The 18,015-nt window shown below is 70.0% G+C and carries 13 protein-coding genes and 1 pseudogene; 12 read left to right on the forward strand and 2 right to left on the reverse strand.

Features of this window, described 5'->3' with window-relative positions; all coding sequences use genetic code 11:
• The first annotated feature begins 111 nt into the window (after positions 1-111).
• The gene (locus ACJ512_RS04535; protein WP_407685150.1) at positions 112-2,736 is read left to right on the forward strand and encodes a GH92 family glycosyl hydrolase; all 2,625 of its coding nucleotides are present in this window, start codon (positions 112-114) and stop codon (positions 2,734-2,736) included.
• Positions 2,737-2,763: 27 nt separating this feature from the next.
• On the opposite strand, the gene ACJ512_RS04540 is transcribed toward ACJ512_RS04535, so the two are convergent.
• A complete protein-coding gene (locus tag ACJ512_RS04540) occupies positions 2,764-5,154 on the reverse strand; it encodes a lysylphosphatidylglycerol synthase domain-containing protein (protein WP_407685149.1) in 2,391 nt (796 codons plus the stop codon).
• A 238-nt stretch (positions 5,155-5,392) separates the two neighbouring features.
• Here ACJ512_RS04540 and ACJ512_RS04545 point away from each other — a divergent pair, with 238 nt between their 5' ends.
• The 10 genes from ACJ512_RS04545 to ACJ512_RS04590 all read left to right on the forward strand — a co-directional run bounded on the left by ACJ512_RS04545 (position 5,393) and on the right by ACJ512_RS04590 (position 16,710).
• Positions 5,393-6,349: a class I SAM-dependent methyltransferase gene (locus ACJ512_RS04545; protein WP_407685148.1), complete on the forward strand. Its 957-nt coding sequence runs from the start codon at positions 5,393-5,395 to the stop codon at positions 6,347-6,349.
• An 86-nt stretch (positions 6,350-6,435) separates the two neighbouring features.
• Positions 6,436-7,158, forward strand: coding sequence for a FadR/GntR family transcriptional regulator (locus ACJ512_RS04550; protein ID WP_407685147.1), 723 nt, complete (start codon positions 6,436-6,438; stop codon positions 7,156-7,158).
• The gene (locus ACJ512_RS04555) at positions 7,155-7,952 is read left to right on the forward strand and encodes an MlaE family ABC transporter permease (RefSeq protein ID WP_369740722.1); all 798 of its coding nucleotides are present in this window, start codon (positions 7,155-7,157) and stop codon (positions 7,950-7,952) included. The genes ACJ512_RS04550 and ACJ512_RS04555 overlap by 4 nt, the downstream gene beginning before the upstream one ends.
• A gap of 1 nt (position 7,953) precedes the next feature.
• The gene (locus ACJ512_RS04560) at positions 7,954-8,823 is read left to right on the forward strand and encodes an ABC transporter permease (RefSeq protein WP_407685146.1); all 870 of its coding nucleotides are present in this window, start codon (positions 7,954-7,956) and stop codon (positions 8,821-8,823) included.
• Positions 8,824-8,827: 4 nt separating this feature from the next.
• Positions 8,828-10,042: an MCE family protein gene (locus tag ACJ512_RS04565; RefSeq protein ID WP_407685145.1), complete on the forward strand. Its 1,215-nt coding sequence runs from the start codon at positions 8,828-8,830 to the stop codon at positions 10,040-10,042.
• Positions 10,039-11,070 (forward strand): MCE family protein, encoded by a 1,032-nt coding sequence (locus ACJ512_RS04570; protein WP_407685144.1) that lies wholly within the window; start codon positions 10,039-10,041, stop codon positions 11,068-11,070. Before ACJ512_RS04565 ends, ACJ512_RS04570 begins: the two co-directional genes overlap by 4 nt.
• Positions 11,067-12,500, forward strand: coding sequence for an MCE family protein (locus tag ACJ512_RS04575; protein ID WP_407685143.1), 1,434 nt, complete (start codon positions 11,067-11,069; stop codon positions 12,498-12,500). Before ACJ512_RS04570 ends, ACJ512_RS04575 begins: the two co-directional genes overlap by 4 nt.
• Positions 12,497-13,996, forward strand: a complete 1,500-nt coding sequence (locus tag ACJ512_RS04580) for a virulence factor Mce family protein (RefSeq protein WP_407685142.1) — start codon at positions 12,497-12,499, stop codon at positions 13,994-13,996. Before ACJ512_RS04575 ends, ACJ512_RS04580 begins: the two co-directional genes overlap by 4 nt.
• Before the next feature lie 8 nt (positions 13,997-14,004).
• Positions 14,005-15,156 carry a virulence factor Mce family protein gene (locus tag ACJ512_RS04585; RefSeq protein ID WP_407685141.1) on the forward strand — a complete coding sequence of 384 codons (1,152 nt, stop codon included), beginning with the start codon at positions 14,005-14,007 and terminating at the stop codon, positions 15,154-15,156.
• 3 nt (positions 15,157-15,159) lie between these two features.
• The gene (locus ACJ512_RS04590; RefSeq protein WP_407685140.1) at positions 15,160-16,710 is read left to right on the forward strand and encodes an MCE family protein; all 1,551 of its coding nucleotides are present in this window, start codon (positions 15,160-15,162) and stop codon (positions 16,708-16,710) included.
• A 48-nt stretch (positions 16,711-16,758) separates the two neighbouring features.
• Here the strand turns inward: ACJ512_RS04590 and ACJ512_RS04595 are convergent, their stop codons facing one another.
• The gene (locus tag ACJ512_RS04595) at positions 16,759-17,487 is read right to left on the reverse strand and encodes a TVP38/TMEM64 family protein (protein ID WP_407685139.1); all 729 of its coding nucleotides are present in this window, start codon (positions 17,485-17,487) and stop codon (positions 16,759-16,761) included.
• 93 nt (positions 17,488-17,580) lie between these two features.
• On the opposite strand from ACJ512_RS04595, the pseudogene cysC reads away from it, so the two are divergent.
• Positions 17,581-18,012 (forward strand): annotated as a pseudogene (gene cysC, locus ACJ512_RS04600) (adenylyl-sulfate kinase); the annotation flags it as partial.
• Positions 18,013-18,015: the final 3 nt, after the last annotated feature.

Genomic DNA, 18,015 nt, shown 5'->3' on the forward strand with positions numbered 1-18,015 from the left:
CGTCCACAACGTTGCTGGTTCGCCTCGAGCCGCCCGGTGTCGGCGTGGTGCCGCGCGCCCGTCGCGTGCGAAATACCGCGCGAAGCGCCCGCCATGCAGTAAGGAACAGCTATGCGGTCACGAAGCGCCCTCCTCGCGCTGGTGGTGGCGGCCGCGGTGTTCCTGACGTTCATCGCGGCGGCTCCGCCCACCGCCTACGAGGGGGAGCCCAAGCTCGTCGCGAATCCCGTCGATTACGTCGACACCCTGATCGGCACGGGGACGGGGGGCGAGACCGTCGGCGAGATCAACAACTTCCCGGGCCCGGCGGTGCCCTTCGGCATGGTGCAGTACTCACCGGACACCGTCTACAACTACGCCGGCTACAACTACGACAACCCGCGCTCCACCGGGTTCAGCATGACCCACGCGTCGGTCGGCTGCGCCGCCTTCGGCGACATCTCGATGCTGCCGACCACCACCGCCCTGGGCTCGCAGCCGTGGAACGCCTGGGAGACGATCGCCCACGACGACACCGAGGTCGGCGAGCCGGGCTACTACCGGGTGCGGTTCCCCGACACCGGGGTGAGCGCCGAACTGACCGCCACCACCCGCACCGGGGTCGGCCGGTTCAGCTACCCGCACAACGGCCGGCCCGCCCTGTTCCACGTGCGCTCCGGCGCGTCCCTGGCCGGCAACTCCCGCGCGGCCATCCAGATCGGCGAGGACAACACCACGATCACCGGATGGGCGACCAGTGGCGGGTTCTGCGGCAAACACAACACCTACACCGTGTACTTCGCGATGAAGTTCAACCGGCCGTTCCTGTCCTACGGCACCTGGGACGGCTACTGGATCTATGCCGGCGCCCGCGGCGCCGCGTCGCCCTACAGCGGGGGTTACGTGGAGTTCCCCGCCGGCTCGCAGATCGAGGTGCAGACCGCGATCTCCTACGTCAGCATCGACGGGGCCAGGGCGAACCTGGAAGCCGAGAACGTGGACGGCTTCGACGGGATCCGCGCCGCCGCCGCGTCACAGTGGAACGCCACGCTGTCCCGAATCGCCGTGGCCGGTAACAACTCCGACAATCTGGAGACCTTCTACACCGCGCTCTATCACTCGCTGCTGCATCCCAACACCTTCAACGACGCCGACGGGCGCTACCTCGGCTTCGACGGCGCCATCCATACCGTGCCCGACGGGCACACCCAGTACGCGAACTTCTCCGACTGGGACACCTACCGGTGTCTGGCGGCCCTGCAGGCGCTGCTCTTCCCGCAGCGGGCAAGCGACATGGCCCAGTCGCTGGTCAACGACGCCACGCAGAGCGGGGCGCTGCCGCGCTGGGCGCTGGCCAATTCCGCGACCGGGGAGATGACCGGGGACAGCGTCGTGCCGCTGATCGCCAACTTCAATGCCTACGGCGCCGAGAACTTCGACCGCGCAACGGCATTGCGATACATGGTGCACGCGGCGACCAAGGGCGGGGTGGGCCTCGACGGCTACGTGGAGCGGCCGGGCATCGCCACCTACCTGGCGCTGCGGTACGCGCCGTTCACCCTGGAATTCCGCACCGGCGGCCGCATCGCCGACGCCTCGATCACGCTGGAATGGTCGATCGACGACTTCGCCATCTCCCGCTTCGCGGACGCGCTCGGGGACACCGCGACCGCCGCCGAATTCCAGGCCCGGGCGCAGTACTGGCAGAACCTGTTCAACCCCAGCACCCGCTACATCTCGCCCCGCAGCGCGATGGGGTTCTTCAGCGGGGGACCGGGATTCGTCGACTCCGAGGGCTTCGGCCAGGACGGGTACGACGAGGGCAACGCCGAACAATACGTCTGGTCGGTGCCGCACAACGTCGCCGGCCTGGTGACCGCCCTCGGCGGACGCAGCCGGGTGGCCGGTCGGCTCGACCGCTTCACCCGCAAACTCAACGTCGGCCCCAACGAGCCCTACCTGTGGGCCGGTAACGAGCCCAGCTTCGGGGTGCCGTGGCTGTACAACTACGTTGGTCAGCCCTGGAAGACTCAGCTCACGGTCGACCGGGTGCGCGGGCTCTACGGCCCGACGCCCGACGGCGCGCCGGGCAACGACGACCTGGGCGCGCTGTCCAGCTGGTACGTGTGGGCCGCGCTCGGGCTGTATCCGGCCATCCCGGCGGTGCCGGTGCTCAGCGTGGGCGCGCCGTTGTTCGACCGGGTCGTGATCGGGCTCCCGGGCGGCAAGTCGATCCGGATGACCGCACCGGGCGCCTCCGGGCCCCGCCACCTGAAGTACATCAGCGGCCTGCGCGTGGACGGCCGGGCCACCGACCACACGTTTCTTCCGGAGTCGATCATCCGCACCGGCGGCGACCTGGCGTTCTCGCTCGCCCCCTACCCCGACAAGCGATGGGGGACAAGCGCATCCAGCGCCGGGCCGTCGTTCGGCACGAGCGCCTCGGCGGTGACCGCGAACGTCCCGCGGCCCGCGGTCACGATCGCGCCGGGAGGAACGGGCACGGTGAAGGTCGACCTGCAGCGCATGACCGACGACGCCGGCGGCTACACCGTCACCGGCGTCTCGCCCGAGCCGGGCATCGCACCGTCGCGGGCGTTCGGGGAGTTCGGCGCCGATGGGTCGGCCACCGTCAGCGTCGCGATCACCCTCACGCCGCAGGTGCCCGAGGACTACTACCCGGTCTTTCTCTCCACCACGGTCGGTGCAAGCGTGCGGCGCTCGATGGTGCTGGTGGTGGCCGCCGGTTCCGAATAGGTATGCGGCCCAGCGCGATCGCCGGCGTCAGATCAACTCGTGGCTGGTCAGCCAGCGCATCACCGGCCAGCCGACGAACACCGGCAACCAGCAGGTGAGCACCCGGTACAGCAGCACCGACGGCACGCCGATGGCCGCGGGCACGCCGAATGCGGCCAGGCCACCGATCAGCGCCGCCTCCACCGCCCCGACGCCGCCGGGTGTCGGTGCCGCGGAGGCCAGCGTCCCGCCGACCATCGTCACCACCGTGACGCTGACGAACGACGCGCCGCCGCCGAAGGCCTCGGTGCTGGCCCACAGCGCCAACGCCGCGCCGAGAGTCGTTCCGGCGCAGCCGAGCACGATCAGCCCCAGGCGTTTGGGCTCGCGGGCGACATCGACGAGGTCGGCGCCCACCTCCTGCAGCTTGGGGCGCACGTCCGTGGCCAGCCAGCGCCGCAGCTTGGGCACGAACAGGAACGTGCCCGCGATGCCCAGGGCCACGCCCGCGATCAGGTACAGCACGGTGGCGGTCGGCACGAAGTGGGAAAGGTCCGTCGACGCACCGGCCAGGGTGCTGAACAGGATGAGCAACACCAGGTGCATGATCACCTGCACCGATTGCTGCAGCGCCACCGCCGTGGTGGCGCGCACCGCCGACAGCCCGCCCCCCTTCTGCAGGTACCGGGTGCTGAGCGCCAGTCCACCGACGCCGGCGGGCGTGGTGGTGGCGGCGAAGGTGTTGGCCACCTGCGCGACCGACAGCTTCCAGAAGTTCACCGACTCGTCGGCGCTCGCCCACAGGGCGGCCGCCGCGCCCACGTAGGTCAGCGCCGAGATCGCCAGCCCCAGCAGCGCCCACCACCAGTTCGCGGTACTCAACTCGGAGAAGAACGTGGGCACGGTGCTGATGAAGGGGTAGGCGACGTAGACGAGCGCCCCGAACAGCACCAGCTGGATGATCTGGCCGCGGGTGAACCGGGTGATGGTTTCGGGTTTGATCTGGTCGGCGCCCGTTTGCCGCTTGACCTCGGCGCGTGCGCTGGAGATGGTGGCGCCGGCGTTCGGCAGCGACTTCCGAAGCCGTTTGGGCACCGCGATCTTGGTGAGCCTGCGCGAGGCGGTCAGGATGGCGTCCTCGCCGAAGGCGCCGATCGCGGCGCCGACCGCCGACTCCGCGTCGTACAGCGCCGTCGTGGTGACCAGGAGTTGGGCCAGGTCGGACTGGAACTGCGCGTCGGTGGCGCCGTACTCGGCGGCGCCGAACCCGCCGAACAGCACCGCGCCGTCGGCCACCGTGATCTCGCGGCCACGCAGATCCCCGTGGGAGATCTGGTGGTCGTGCAGCGTGCGCAGCGCCTTCCACACCCGCGCGACCGGGACCTCGGGCGCGCACTCGTCGAGCGTCCTACCGCGAACGGGGTTGTGGGCGTAAAGCATCCAGTCGCGCGCCAGCGGCGTCACGGCGATCGTCGAGGTGTTGGCGACGCCCGCGTCGCCGATGGCGATGGACATCAGCGCGCGGTGTTCCACGGCGCGGCGCATGGAGGCCACCAGGGGCGCGGTCTCGTTGTCGCGCAGCCGCACCTTGCGCCAGATCTGGCGCAGTGCGCCGCCGCTGCGCTGATGGGGCCCGTAGAGCTCCATCACCGCCGAGGCCGTCGTCGCCGGGTCGGCATGGGCCGACGCGGCGCGCAGGACCAGCGGCCCGGCGCTGGCCGGCCGGACCACGGTCAGCTGCGACACGAAGAACCCGCGCCGGGCCATCGCCCGGACCGCGCTGTCGAGCGGCACCTCGAGGGCGGGGGTGCCGACGGCCAGCACCACCAGCGCCCCGACCAGCCACCCGACGGCCAGCCCCAGCAGCGAACGCGCCGGCACGATCGCGCTGATGACGAGGTGGATCGGCACGAAGGCGAGCAGCAGCGCCCACCACCAGCGCCGCCAGCGCGCCGGCAGCCAGGGGCCCGACACCGTCAGCACCGCCGCCAGCATCGCGATCCACCGCGGATCGTCGAGGAACTGGGCGGGCATCGTGGTGAGCCGGTCGGACAGCTCGAAGTGCCATCGGGGTGCCGCGATGTGGTTGCTGCTGATCGACAGCAGGACGACGGAGACTATCCCGGCCCCCGCGTAGGCGCCCAACAGCTTCCACTGCCGGGAGAAGATCAGGCCCATCAGGATCACGAACGGCAGCGCCACGATCGCGAACCCGTACACCAGGTAGACCGCGTCGGACTGCGCGGGCGACAACACCCCGACGATCTGGGACACGGACCTCTCGAGCGAGACCCAGTCGGGCCGGGTGATCAGCGAACTCGTGATCACGGTGGCAAGGAACAACGCGGCCAGGACCAGTCGCAGGATGTCGTTGGTCCGCCGGATCAGCGGTTGCAGCAAGTTGCCGGAAACACCGATGTCGCACCCGTCAACTCGCATGCTTCAAGTGTCCCTTGAGATCCTTCGGATCAGCGCCGCACGCGCGGCGGCCCGGCGTCAGGGTAACCCGCCCCGCAAACCGGACGGCCGGGCGAGGACGCCTTCGGCGGCCCCGGCCGCACCGGGCGGTGACGCCACGTGCGCCACCGTGGCGCCCGGAACCGTTGGGCCGCAGCGATTTCGGCGGCGCGCGTAGGGTCGTGCAGGTAGGCGTGCCAGCGATACGGAGGAGTCGAGCGTGGCCAGAACCGACAACGACAGCTGGGAGATCACCGAAAGCGTGGGGGCGACGGCCCTGGGTGTCGCGGCGGCCCGCGCCGCCGAGACCGAGAGCGAGAACCCGCTGATCAGCGACCGGTTCGCGCGGGTGTTCCTCGACGCCGCCGGCGAGGGCATGTGGAGCTGGTTCGCGGCCCCGAACCTGCCCGCGCAGATCACCGCGGCCGAACCCGACCTGAAGCCCCGCATGCAGGCCATGGTCGACTACATGGCCGCGCGGACGGCCCTCTTCGACACGTTCTTCCTCGACGCCGCCGGTGCGGGCGTGCGCCAGGTGGTCATCCTGGCGGCGGGGCTGGACTCGCGGGCGTGGCGGCTGCCCTGGCCGGACGGCACCACGGTCTACGAACTCGACCAGCCCCGGGTGCTTCAGTTCAAGGCGTCGACGCTGCGGGACAACGATGCGCAGCCGACGTGCAACCTGGTGCACGTCCCGGTCGACCTGCGCCATGACTGGCCGGCCGCGTTGCGGCGGGCAGGTTTCGACGCCGCCGCGCCGAGCGCCTGGTCGGCCGAGGGGTTGTTGCCGTTCCTGCCGGCGGCCGCTCAGGAGCTGCTCTTCGAGCGTGTCCAGCAGCTCGGCGCGCCGGGCAGCCGGATCGCCGTGGAGGCGCCCGGGCCCGACTTCCTCGACCAGGCCGCGCGCGAGAAGCAGCGCGAGACGATGCGGCGGTTGCGCGATCTGATGGCCGAGGCCGAGCCGGACCGGGAAATCCCCGACGTCGCAGACCTGTGGTATTTCGAGGAGCGCGAGGACGTCGGCGACTGGCTGGGCCGCCACGGTTGGGACGTGACGGTGACGCCGGCCGAGGAGCTGATGGCCGGTTACGGCCGCACACCCCCGCAGGGCATCGAGGACGCCGCCCCCCGGACGCTGTTCGTGACGGCGCAGCGCCGGGACCCCGCCGCCACGTAGCGGCCGCGCGGGCTCGGGCGCGCCCGCCCGGCGACACGCTGGTCTTACCACTTGACGTCTGGCCACCCGGCCCACAGACTTGCCGCATGGCGCTGCAACCGGTGATTCGCCGCTCGGTGCCCGAAGAGGTCTTCGAGCAGATCGCCGCCGACGTGCTGAGCGGGGAGATGCAGCCCGGTGCGGCCCTGCCCAGTGAGCGCCGGCTCGCCGAGGTGCTGGGCGTGTCGCGGCCGGCCGTCCGCGAGGCGCTCAAGCGGCTGTCGGCGGCCGGGCTGGTCGACGTGCGCCAGGGCGGCGTCACCACGGTGCGCGACTTCCGCCGGCACGCGGGCCTGGACCTGTTGCCGCGGTTGCTGTTCCGCAACGGCGAGCTCGACGGCGCGGTCTTCCGCAGCATCCTCGAGGCCCGGCTGCGCAACGGCCCGAAGGTCGCCGAGCTGGCGGCCGAACGACACGGGCCCGACCTGGCCGGGCTGCTCGAGAACTCGCTGCGCGCGCTGGAGTCGGAGCCGGACCCGCTCGAGTGGCAACGCCGTGCGCTCGTGTTCTGGGACCATCTGGTCGACAGCGCCGGATCGATCGTGTTCCGGTTGATGTACAACGCGTTTCGCGCCGCATACGAGCCGGCCGTCGCCGCCGTGGCCCCGGGGCTGACCGCGCAAGGCAACCGTCCGGAGATCTACCGGGCCCTGGCCGATGCGATCTGCGCCGGCGACGCGCCCGGCGCGAAGGACGCCGCCCACCACGCGCTGGAACTCGCGAATGCGGCCCTGCTGGACGCACTCGAGCGCCGGGGGAGGCGGCAGTGAGCACCCCCGCGGTGATCACCACCTACCTGCGCGGCCAGATCCAGCCGGGGGTCGACGCCGTCGGCGGGTTCTTCCGGACCTGCGTGCTGACCGGTAAAGCGCTGTTCCGGCGGCCCTTTCAGTGGCGCGAGACGATCGAGCAGGGCTGGTTCATCACCAGTGTGTCGCTGCTGCCGACCCTCGCGGTCGCGATCCCGCTGACCGTGCTCATCATCTTCACGCTCAACATCCTGCTGGCCGAGTTCGGCGCCGCCGACATCTCCGGCGCGGGCGCGGCGCTGGGCGCGGTCACCCAACTGGGCCCGCTGACCACCGTGCTCGTGATCGCCGGCGCCGGGTCCACGGCTATCTGCGCGGACCTGGGTGCGCGCACCATCCGCGAGGAGATCGACGCGATGGAGGTGCTCGGCATCGACCCCATCCACCGGCTGGTGGTGCCCCGCGTCGTCGCCGCGACCATCGTCGCGACCCTGCTCAACGGTGCGGTGATCACCATCGGCCTGGTCGGCGGTTTCATCTTCGGCGTTTACATCCAACATGTTTCGGCGGGCGCCTACGTCGGCACCCTCACCCTGGTCACCGGCCTGCCCGAGGTGGTCATCTCGGTGGTCAAGTCGGCCACGTTCGGAACGATCGCCGGGCTGGTGGGCTGCTACCGCGGCCTGACCACCAAGGGCGGTCCCAAGGGCGTCGGCATCGCCGTCAACGAGACGCTGGTGCTGTGCGTGATCGCGCTGTTCGCGGTCAACGTGGTGCTGACGACGATCGGTGTCCGGTTCGGAACGGGGCGCTGAGATGTCCACCGGTGTCGTCGCACGGGGCCGCTTCCCGCGCACCGCGGCCACCATCGGGCGCTACGGAGGCGGCACGGCGCGCCGGTTCGAGCGGATCGGGATCTTCGCGCGGTTCACCCGGATCAGCGTCTGGCAGATCGGGTGGGCGCTGCGCCGCTATCACCGGGAGACGCTGCGGCTGATCGCCGAGATCGGCATGGGAACCGGTGCGATGGCCGTCGTGGGTGGCACGGTCGCGATCATCGGGTTCGTGACGCTGTCCGGCGGATCGCTGATCGCCATCCAGGGCTTCGCGTCGCTGGGCAACATCGGTGTCGAGGCGTTCACCGGATTCTTTGCCGCACTGGCCAACACGCGCGTCGCCGCGCCCATCATCTCCGGCGTCGCGCTGGCCGCCACGGTCGGCGCCGGCGCCACCGCGCAGTTGGGTGCCATGCGGATCAGCGAGGAGATCGACGCGCTGGAAGTCATGGGCATCAAGTCGATCTCGTTTCTGGTCTCGACCCGGATCCTGGGCGGGCTGGTGGTGATCGTGCCGTTGTACGCGCTGGCCCTCGACATGGCCTTCACCTCCGGGCAACTCGTCACGACGGTGTTCTACGGCCAGTCCAACGGCACCTACGAGCACTACTTCCGCACCTTCCTGCGACCCGAGGACGTGGGCTGGTCGGTGCTCGAGGTCGTCATCATGGCGGTGGTGGTGATGATCACCCACTGCTACTACGGCTACACCGCCAGCGGCGGCCCGGTCGGGGTCGGTCAGGCCGTCGGCCGCTCGATGCGCTTCTCCCTGGTTTCGGTGGTGGTCGTGGTCCTGCTGGCCCAGTTGGCGCTCTACGGCGTCGACCCGAACTTCAACCTCACGGTGTGAGGCCATGACGACGCCGTCGATGCGGACCGACCGACGCGTGTGGCTGTATGTGGAGGCCGTGGTCCTGCTGTCGGCCTGCGGGCTGGTCCTGGCGTTGGTGTACATGCAGTTTCGCGGCGACTTCACACCGAAGACGCCGCTGACGATGGTGGCGTCGCGGGCGGGGCTGGTGATGGAACCGGGGGCGAAGGTCACCTACAACGGGGTGGCGATCGGCCGGGTGGCCGGCATCTCGGAGATCGAACGTGACGGCAGGCCGGCGGCCAGGCTGCTGCTGAACGTGAACCCCCGCTATATCGAGCTGATCCCGGCCAACGTGGTGGCCAACATCGAGGCGGCCACCCTGTTCGGCAACAAGTACGTGGCGTTGAGCGCGCCCAAGAACCCGGAGCCGCAGCATATCTCGACGCACGACGTCATCGACGTGCGGTCGGTGACGACCGAGTTCAACACGTTGTTCGAATCGGTCACCTCGCTGGCGGAGAAGGTCGACCCCGTCGAGCTGAACGCGACGCTGTCCGCGCTGGCGCAGGCGCTCAACGGGCTGGGCGGCAAGTTCGGGGAGTCGCTGGTCAACGGCAACCAGATTCTGGCGCAGCTGAATCCGCGCATGCCCGCGTTCCGGCACGACGTGCGGCGGCTGGCGGACCTGGCCGACGTCTACGCCGGCGCCTCACCCGACCTGTGGGGCTTTCTGCGGAACGCGGTGACCACCGCGCGCACACTGACCCGACAGCAGAACGATTTGGACGCGGCGCTGCTGGCGGCGGTCGGGGTGGGGCGCAACGGCGAAGAAATCTTCGCCCGGGGCGGGCCGTACCTGTCGCGCGGGGCCGCCGATCTGGTGCCCACCGCGCGGCTGCTCGACACCTACAGCCCCGAACTGCTCTGCACGATCCGCAACTTTCACGACGCCGCACCCAAAGTCGCCCACGCCGCCGGCGGCAACGGCTATTCGCTGGCGGCCGCCGGAACCGTCGTCGGGGCCCCCAATCCGTATGTCTATCCGGACAACCTGCCGCGGGTCAACGCACGCGGCGGGCCCGGCGGCGAGCCGGGCTGCTGGCAGACCATCACCCGCGACCTGTGGCCGGCGCCGTATCTGGTGATGGACACCGGTGCCAGCGTCGCGCCGTACAACCACCTGGAGCTCGGCCAGCCGATGTTCACCGAATACGTCTGGGGCCGCCAATACGGGGAGAACACGATCAACCCATGAGAACCACCGGCACAGCGATCAAACTCGGCGTCCTCTGGTCGGTGCTGGCGGTGTTCACCGTGGTGATCATCGTGGTGTTCGGCCAGATGCGGTTCGACCGCACCACAGGGTATTCCGCGGTGTTCACCGACGCGAGCGGGTTGCGCGCCGGCCAGTTCGTCCGGGCGGCGGGAGTGGAGGTCGGCAAGGTCTCCAAGGTGACCCTGATCGCCGGGGACAGCCGCGTGCTGGTGGACTTCGCCGTGGACCGCTCGCTGCCGCTGGACCGGGCGACGACGGCGTCGATCCGCTACCTCAACCTCATCGGCGAACGCTACCTGGAACTGGGCCGCGGCGACAGCGGCGAGCGGCTGGCCCCGGGCGCGACGATCCCGGTCGAGCACACCCGGCCGGCGCTGGACCTCGACGCGCTGATCGGCGGGTTCCGCCCGTTGTTCAAGGCGCTGGACCCGGACAAGGTCAACGGCATCGCCTCCTCGATCATCACCGTGTTCCAGGGGCAGGGTGCCACCATCAACGACATCCTGGACCAGACCGCGTCGCTGACGGCCGCTCTGGCCGACCGGGACAAGGCGATCGGCGAGGTCGTCACCAACCTGAACACCGTGCTGGCCACCACCGTCAAGCACCAGAAGGAGCTCGACGGGACGGTCGCGAACCTGGAACTGCTGATCACCGGGCTGAAGAACCGGGCCGATCCGCTGGCCGCGGCGGCGGCACACCTGAGCGACGCCGCGGGCACCCTGTCCGCCCTGCTGGGCGACGACCGGCCGGCGCTGCACGGCACCCTGGGACACCTCGAGGACGTCGTGCAGCCGCTCATCGACGACCTGCCCGCCCTCGACGACGTGCTCGAGAAACTGCCTCAGGCCTACCGCGTGATCGGCCGCGCCGGCGGCATCTACGGCGACTTCTACAACTTCTATCTCTGCGACATCGCCATCAAGGTCAACGGTTTACAGCCCGGCGGCCCGGTGCGCACCGTCAAGCTGTTCGGGCAGCCCACCGGGAGGTGCACGCCGCAATGAGAACCCTCACGGAGGTCAACCGCGGCCGCGTCGGGCTGATGGGCGCGCTGGTCACGCTGCTCGCCGTCGGCGTCGGGCAGAGCTTCACCAGCGTGCCGATGCTGTTCGCCACACCGACCTATTACGCGCAGTTCGCCGACACCGGCGGCATCAGCACCGGTGACAGGGTGGAGATCGCCGGGGTGAACGTCGGCCTGGTGCGCTCGCTGGTGATCCGGGGGAACAGCGTCCTGATCGGATTCTCGTTGCCCGGCAAACGGATCGGGACGCAAAGCCGCGTGGCGATCCGCACCGACACCTTTCTGGGCCGCAAGAACATGCAGATCCAGCCCCGCGGCTCGGAACCGTTGCGGCCGAACGGCATCCTCCCATCGGGACAGACCACCACGCCCTACCAGATCTACGACGCGTTCGTCGACGTCACGAAGGCGGCGACGGACTGGAACATCGACCTCGTCAAGCGGTCCCTGAACGTCTTGTCGGAGACCTTCGACCAGACCGCTCCGCACCTGAGCGCGGCCCTCGACGGTGTGGCCAGATTCTCCGAGACCATCGGCGGGCGCGACGAGCAGATCAAGCAGCTGTTGGCCAACGCCAACAAGGTCGCCGGCGTCCTCGGCGACCGCAGCGAACAGGTCAACGGCCTGCTGGTCAACGCCGAGACGCTGCTGGCCGCCTTCCGGGAGCGCAGCCAGGCGCTGAGGATTCTGCTCAGCAACGTGTCGGCGGTGTCGGCCCAGGTATCCGGGCTGATCAGCGACAATCCCCGCGCGCACCACGTGCTGCAGCAGTTGGGCACGGTCAGCGACGAGCTGGTCAAACGCAAGAACGAACTGGCCGATGTGCTGGTGCTGCTCAGCAGGTACACCGCATCCCTGACGGAGGCCGTCGCCTCCGGGCCGTTCTTCAAGGCGATCGTGGCGAATCTGCTGCCCTACCAAGTCCTGCAGCCGTGGGTCGACGCGGCGTTCAAGAAGCGGGGCATCGACCCGGAGAACTTCTGGCGCAGCGCCGGGCTGCCGGCGTTCCGCTGGCCCGACCCCAACGGGACCCGGTTCCCCGACGGCGCGCCGCCGCCGGCGCCGCCGGTGTCGGAGGGCACTGCGGATCATCCGGGACCCGCCGTCCCGCCGGGATCGCCGTGTTCGTACGCGCCGCCGGCAGACGCGTCGCCGCGGCCCGCAAACCCGCTGCCCTGCAGGGTGTCCGAGCAAGGCCCCTTCGGTACCGTCGCGGGCGGCTTCCCCGCGCCCCTGGACGTCCAGGCGTCGCCGCCCAATCCCGACGGGACGGCGCCCACACCGGGGATACCGAGTGCGGCGCGGCCCGGCGAGACGCCGCCGGACGTCCCGGGCACCCCCGTTCCCCTGCCGGCGCACGCGCCACCGGGGGCGCGCACCCAACCACTGACGGGCGGTGAGCACCCATGAGCACCATCTTCGACATTCGCAACGTGCGGTTGCCGAAAGTGTCGGGCAGGGCAATGGTCGTCGGGGTGCTCGCGGTGGTGTTCGTCTGCATCGCGGCGGTCGCGGGGGTGCAGCTCTACCGGAAACTGACCAACACCACGGTCGTCGCATATTTCCCCGAGACCCTCGCCCTGTACCCCGGCGACAAGGTCCAGATCATGGGGGTGCGGGTCGGTTCGATCGACGCGATCGAGCCGCTGGGCGACAAGATGCGAGTCACGTTGCACTACAGCAACAAGTACAAGGTGCCCGCCCGGGCCACGGCATCGATCCTGAACCCCAGCCTGGTGGCGTCGCGCACCATCCAGCTCTCACCGCCCTACACCGGCGGGCCGGTGCTCGAGGACGGCGCGGTGATCCCGATCGAGCGCACCCAGGTGCCCGTCGAGTGGGATCAGCTGCGCGACTCCATCAACGGGATCCTGCGCCAACTCGGCCCGACGGCCCGGCAGCCGAAAGGGCCGTTCGGTGAGGTCATCGAAAAGGCGGCCGACAACCTGGCCGGAAAAGGCAAGCAGGTCAACGACACCCTGAACAACCTGTCGCGGGCGCTGACCGCCCTGAACGAGGGCCGGGGCGACTTCGTCGCGATCACGCGAAGCCTCGCGCAGTTCGTCGGCGCCCTGTACCAGAACGACCGGCAGTTCGTCGCACTCAACGCCGACCTCGCCGAGTTCACCGGCTGGCTCACCAGATCCGACCATGACGTGGCGGACACGGTGGGCCGGATCGACGACGTGCTGGCAACCGCCCGGAAGTTCGTCAGCGACAACCGGTCCGCGCTGGCGCACGACGTCGGCAACCTCGCCGACGTGACCACCACGATCCTGCAGCCCGAGCCGCGCGACGGCCTGGAAACCGCGCTGCACGTGCTGCCCACCTTCGCGGGCAACTTCAACAACCTCTACCACCCGCTGAACAGCTCGCTGGTGGGCCTGTTCGCGTTCCCGAACTTCGCCAACCCGCTTCAGTTCGTCTGCAGTGCCATCCAGGCCGGCAGCCGACTGGGCTATCAGGACTCGGCCGAGCTGTGCGCGCAGTATCTGGCGCCGGTGCTGGACGCCATCAAGTTCAACTATTTTCCCGCCGGCGCGAACTTCTTCAACTCGCCGGCCACCCTGCCCAAGGAGGTGGCCTACTCCGAGGAGCGGCTGCACCCCCCGCCGGGGTACAAGGACACCACCGTCCCGGGGATCTTCGCGCGCGACACACCGCTTGCGCACGGCAACCACGAGCCCGGCTGGGTCGTCGCGCCCGGCATGCAGGGCACGCCGGTGCAGCCGCCCACGGCGAACATGCTCACCCCGGAATCGCTGGCCGAGCTCATGGGCGGCCCGGATGCCCCGCCCCCGCCGCCGGGTGTCAACATGCCCGGTCCGCCGAACGCCTATGACGAGTCCAATCCGCTTCCGCCGCCGTGGTATCCGCAGCCCGCCCACCCGGGGCCGGGCCAGTGAGGCGCGGCGTGAGCGCGGTACGCGCAGGCGGCCGGCGGCCGGCGTGGGTGCTGGCCGTCCTGCTGGTACCGGTGATGTTGACGTCGTGCACCTGGCGGGGCATCGCCAACGTGCCGCTGCCCATCGGTCAGGGCACGGGCGCCGACCACCTTACGATCTATGTGCAGATGCCGGACACGCTGGCGCTGAACACCAACAGCCGGGTAAGGGTAGCCGACGTGTGGGTCGGCACGGTGCGTGCGATCAGGCTGAAGAACTGGATCGCGACCCTGACGTTGGACGTGGACCCCGGCGTGCGGCTGCCGGCCAACGCGACCGCGAAAATCGGTCAGACCAGCCTGCTGGGCACCCAGCACGTCGAGCTGGCCGCGCCGAAAAACCCGTCACCGCAACCGTTGCGGAGCGGCGACACCATCCCGCTGAAGCACGCCTCGGCCTACCCCACCGTCGAACGGACGTTGGCCAGCATCGCGGTGATCCTCAACGGCGGCGGGATTCCGAACCTCGACGCGATCCAGTCCGAGGTCATCGACATCCTCGACGGCCACGTCGACCAGGTTCGCGAATTCCTCGGGCGCCTGGACACATTCACCGGCGAACTGAACCGGCAGCGCGGCGACCTGACCCGTGCCATCGATTCGAGCAACCAACTGCTGGCCATCGTCGCCAACCGTAAGGACACGCTGGAACGGGTGCTCACCGAGATCCCGCCGCTGATACAGCATTTCGCCGATACCCGGGTCTTGTTCGCCGACGCCACCGAGTCTTTGGGGCGGTTCAGCGACGCCGCCAACCGGGCGCTGGTCGCCACCCGGCCCAACCTGCACCAGAGCCTGGCGTCGCTGCAGCGGCCGCTCAAGCAGCTCGGCCGGGCCTCGCCGTACGTGGTGGGCGCGCTGAAGCTGGGCCTCACGGCGCCGTTCAACATCGACGACGTGACGCAGGTGATCCGCGGCGACTACATCAACGTGTCCGCCACGCTCGACCTGACACTTTCCACCATCGACAACACCACGCTCAGTGGAACGGGTTTCTCCGGGGCCCTGCGGGCCCTCGAGCAGTCGTGGGGACGGGATCCGGAAACCATGATCCCCGACGTCCGCTACACGCCCAACCCGAACGATGCCCCGGGTGGGCCGCTGGTGGAAAGGGGTGACTGAAAGGTGTTGACCCGCCTGATCAAAGCCCAGCTGGTGGTGCTGGCGGGGGTCGCCGTGGCCGCGGTGGTCGTCCTGGTCTGGTACTACCTGCAGATACCGAGCCTGGCCGGCGTCGGGCGGTACATGGTGTATGCCGAATTGCCGCAGTCCGGCGGCCTGTATCGCACGGCCAACGTCACCTACCGGGGCATCACCATCGGCAAGGTCACCGGTGTCGACCCGACCCGGCGCGGCGCGCGCGCGGCGATGAGCATCGACAACCGCTACCAGGTCCCCGCCGACGCGTCGGCCAACGTGCACTCGGTCTCGGCGGTCGGCGAGCAGTTCATCGACCTGGTGTCGAGCCGCAACCGCGGGCCGTTCCTGCGCAACGGGCAGACGATCACCAAGACCACCGTGCCCAGCCAGATCGGCCCGGCGCTCGACGCCGCCAACGAGGGCCTGGCGGTGCTGCCCAAGGACAAGGTCGCCGCACTGCTCCACGAGACGGCCCAGGCCGTCGGGGGGCTCGGGCCGGCGCTGCGGCGGCTGGTCGACTCCGCCCAGGGCATCGCGCACGACTTCCGGGGCAGCCTCGACGACATCGACGACATCATCGCGCGCTCGGCGCCCATCATCGACAGTCAGGCCGATTCCGGTGACAACATCGGGCGGTGGGCCGCCAATCTGAACACGCTGGCCGCGCAGACCGCCCGGCAGGATCCCGCGATACGCAACATCCTGGCCAACGCGGCGCCGACCGCCGAGCAGGTCAACGCCGCGTTCGGTGACGTGCGGGAGTCGCTGCCGCAGACGCTGGCCAACCTCGAGGTCGTGCTCGACATGCTCAAGCGCTATCACCACGGCGTCGAGCAGGCGTTGGTGTTCTTGCCGCAGTCGGCGTCCATCGCCCAGTCGGTGACCGCGCAATCTCCCGGCCAGGCCAACCTGGGCGTCGGCGCGATCGCGCTGAACCAGCCACCGCCGTGCCTGACCGGATTCCTGCCGGCCTCCCAGTGGCGGGCACCGGCTGACACCACCGTCGCGCCGCTGCCGGCCGGCACCTACTGCAAGATCCCCATGGACGCGGCGAATGTGGTTCGCGGAGCGCGCAATTACCCGTGCGCGGACGTGCCCGGCAAGCGCGCCGCGACCCCGCGCGAGTGCCGCAGCCCCAAACCCTACGTGCCCATGGGTACCAATCCGTGGTACGGGAACCCCGATCAGATCCTCACCTGCCCCGCGCCGGGCGCGCGTTGCGACCAGCCGGTCAAGCCGGGCAACGTGATCCCGGCGCCGTCGGTCGACAACGGCCTCAACCCGCTGCCTTCGGACCGGGTGCCGGGCACGCCGCCGCCGCGCAGCGATCCGCCGCAGCGGCCGGGTTCGGGGACCGTCGAGTGCAACGGCCAACAGCCCAACCCGTGCGTCTACACCCCGAACGCGATCCCGACCGCGACGTACGACGTGCGCAGCGGCAAGGTCGTCGGGCCCGACGGGGTGGTGTATTCCGTGGAGAACTCGAGTCATCTCGGCGACGACGGGTGGAAGGAAATGCTGGGGCGGACGGGCTGATTCGGCCCGGGTGCGCTCAGCGGGTGACCGAAGCCGCCGGAGCCGAAGTCAGGCCCCGGCTTCCGGTTCCGGGGCGTCGCCCTCCTCGGGGTGGCCCGCATGCCCGCGCCATCTCCGATATCCACGCCGCGCCGCGAACGCGCCGACGATGGCGGTGACACACCACACCGCTATCGCCGAGTACGCCAACGGCGACGACAGGTTCCCGATCGACGCGCCCAGCACGGTGTAGACGAAAGCCCGGGGCAGCGAACCGATGAGCGCGCCGGCGCCCATCTGCCACAACGGAACTCCGAACGCGCCGAACGCATAGGAGGCGAGCGCGTCGGAGAGGCCGGGGATGAATCGCTGGCCGACGACCGCCCACAGGCCGCGGCGTTCGATCAGCGCGTCGAGCCGGTCGGCGCGCGCCGGTCCCAGCAGCGCCCGCGCGCTGGTGCGGCCGGCGCGACGGCCGACGAAGGCGGCGACGACCGCGGTGCCCACAGTGGCCCCCAGCGTCACGCCGATCCCCAGAAGAGGCCCGAACACCAGCCCGCTGCCCGCGGCGAGGATCGGGCCCGGCACGAACACCGCGCCGAGAACGGCCGAGGCCACGGCATAGGCCAGGGGCGCCGCCGGACCCGTCGCGGCGACCGCGCTGCGCACCCGCCCCACGTCGATGACTTGCGCCACGGCCACCAGATAGAACAGCACGAGCAGAAAGCCCGCGAACGCGGCGAGGCGCACGACGTGGCGCCGCCGCGGCGCCGGCGCGGATTCGTCTTCACCAACCATGTCGACCATGCTGACCGGAATTCTCACACCCGCATGCCGGGCCGTGAGACCGATCCCGGCGGCATGTTAGTGTCCGACGGGGTCGACTCGGGGGATGCGGAAGGCGAAGAATTCGCCCGCCGCTTCGGGCTGGGCTTTTCCGCGCAGGCGCGCGAAGAGAACATCAGGCGCATCGGTGCGGTGGCGCAGTTGTTCTGCGACGACGGCATCGTGGCGCTGACCGGCTTCATCAGCCCCTATCGCCGCGACCGCGACCGGGTCCGCGCCTCCCTGGCCGCGGGCGACTTCATCGAGATCTTCGTGGACTGCCCCCTCGAGGTTTGCGAACACCGGGACCCCAAAGGCCTCTACAAGAAGGCCCGGGCCGGGGAGCTCAAGGGATTCACCGGAATTGACGACCCCTACGAAGCCCCGCTGAACCCCGAGATCAGGCTCGACGCGCAGAAAGACCCGGACCTGCTGGCCGAGGAAGTGGTTTCCTACCTCGAACAGGTGGGCGTCATTTCCGACGAGCCCACCCGCTGAGCG

The organism is Mycobacterium cajalii (genome assembly GCF_045809005.2).
Lineage (GTDB): Bacteria > Actinomycetota > Actinomycetes > Mycobacteriales > Mycobacteriaceae > Mycobacterium.

Bases quoted from the DNA above. Each gene is read 5' to 3' on its own strand.
- ACJ512_RS04535 (WP_407685150.1), top strand. From the start codon at position 112: ATGCGGTCACGAAGCGCCCTCCTCGCGCTGGTGGTGGCGGCCGCGGTG.
- ACJ512_RS04540 (WP_407685149.1), bottom strand. From the start codon at position 5,154: ATGCGAGTTGACGGGTGCGACATCGGTGTTTCCGGCAACTTGCTGCAA.
- ACJ512_RS04550 (WP_407685147.1), top strand. From the start codon at position 6,436: ATGGCGCTGCAACCGGTGATTCGCCGCTCGGTGCCCGAAGAGGTCTTC.
- ACJ512_RS04560 (WP_407685146.1), top strand. From the start codon at position 7,954: ATGTCCACCGGTGTCGTCGCACGGGGCCGCTTCCCGCGCACCGCGGCC.
- ACJ512_RS04565 (WP_407685145.1), top strand. From the start codon at position 8,828: ATGACGACGCCGTCGATGCGGACCGACCGACGCGTGTGGCTGTATGTG.
- ACJ512_RS04570 (WP_407685144.1), top strand. From the start codon at position 10,039: ATGAGAACCACCGGCACAGCGATCAAACTCGGCGTCCTCTGGTCGGTG.
- ACJ512_RS04575 (WP_407685143.1), top strand. From the start codon at position 11,067: ATGAGAACCCTCACGGAGGTCAACCGCGGCCGCGTCGGGCTGATGGGC.
- ACJ512_RS04580 (WP_407685142.1), top strand. From the start codon at position 12,497: ATGAGCACCATCTTCGACATTCGCAACGTGCGGTTGCCGAAAGTGTCG.
- ACJ512_RS04595 (WP_407685139.1), bottom strand. From the start codon at position 17,487: ATGGTTGGTGAAGACGAATCCGCGCCGGCGCCGCGGCGGCGCCACGTC.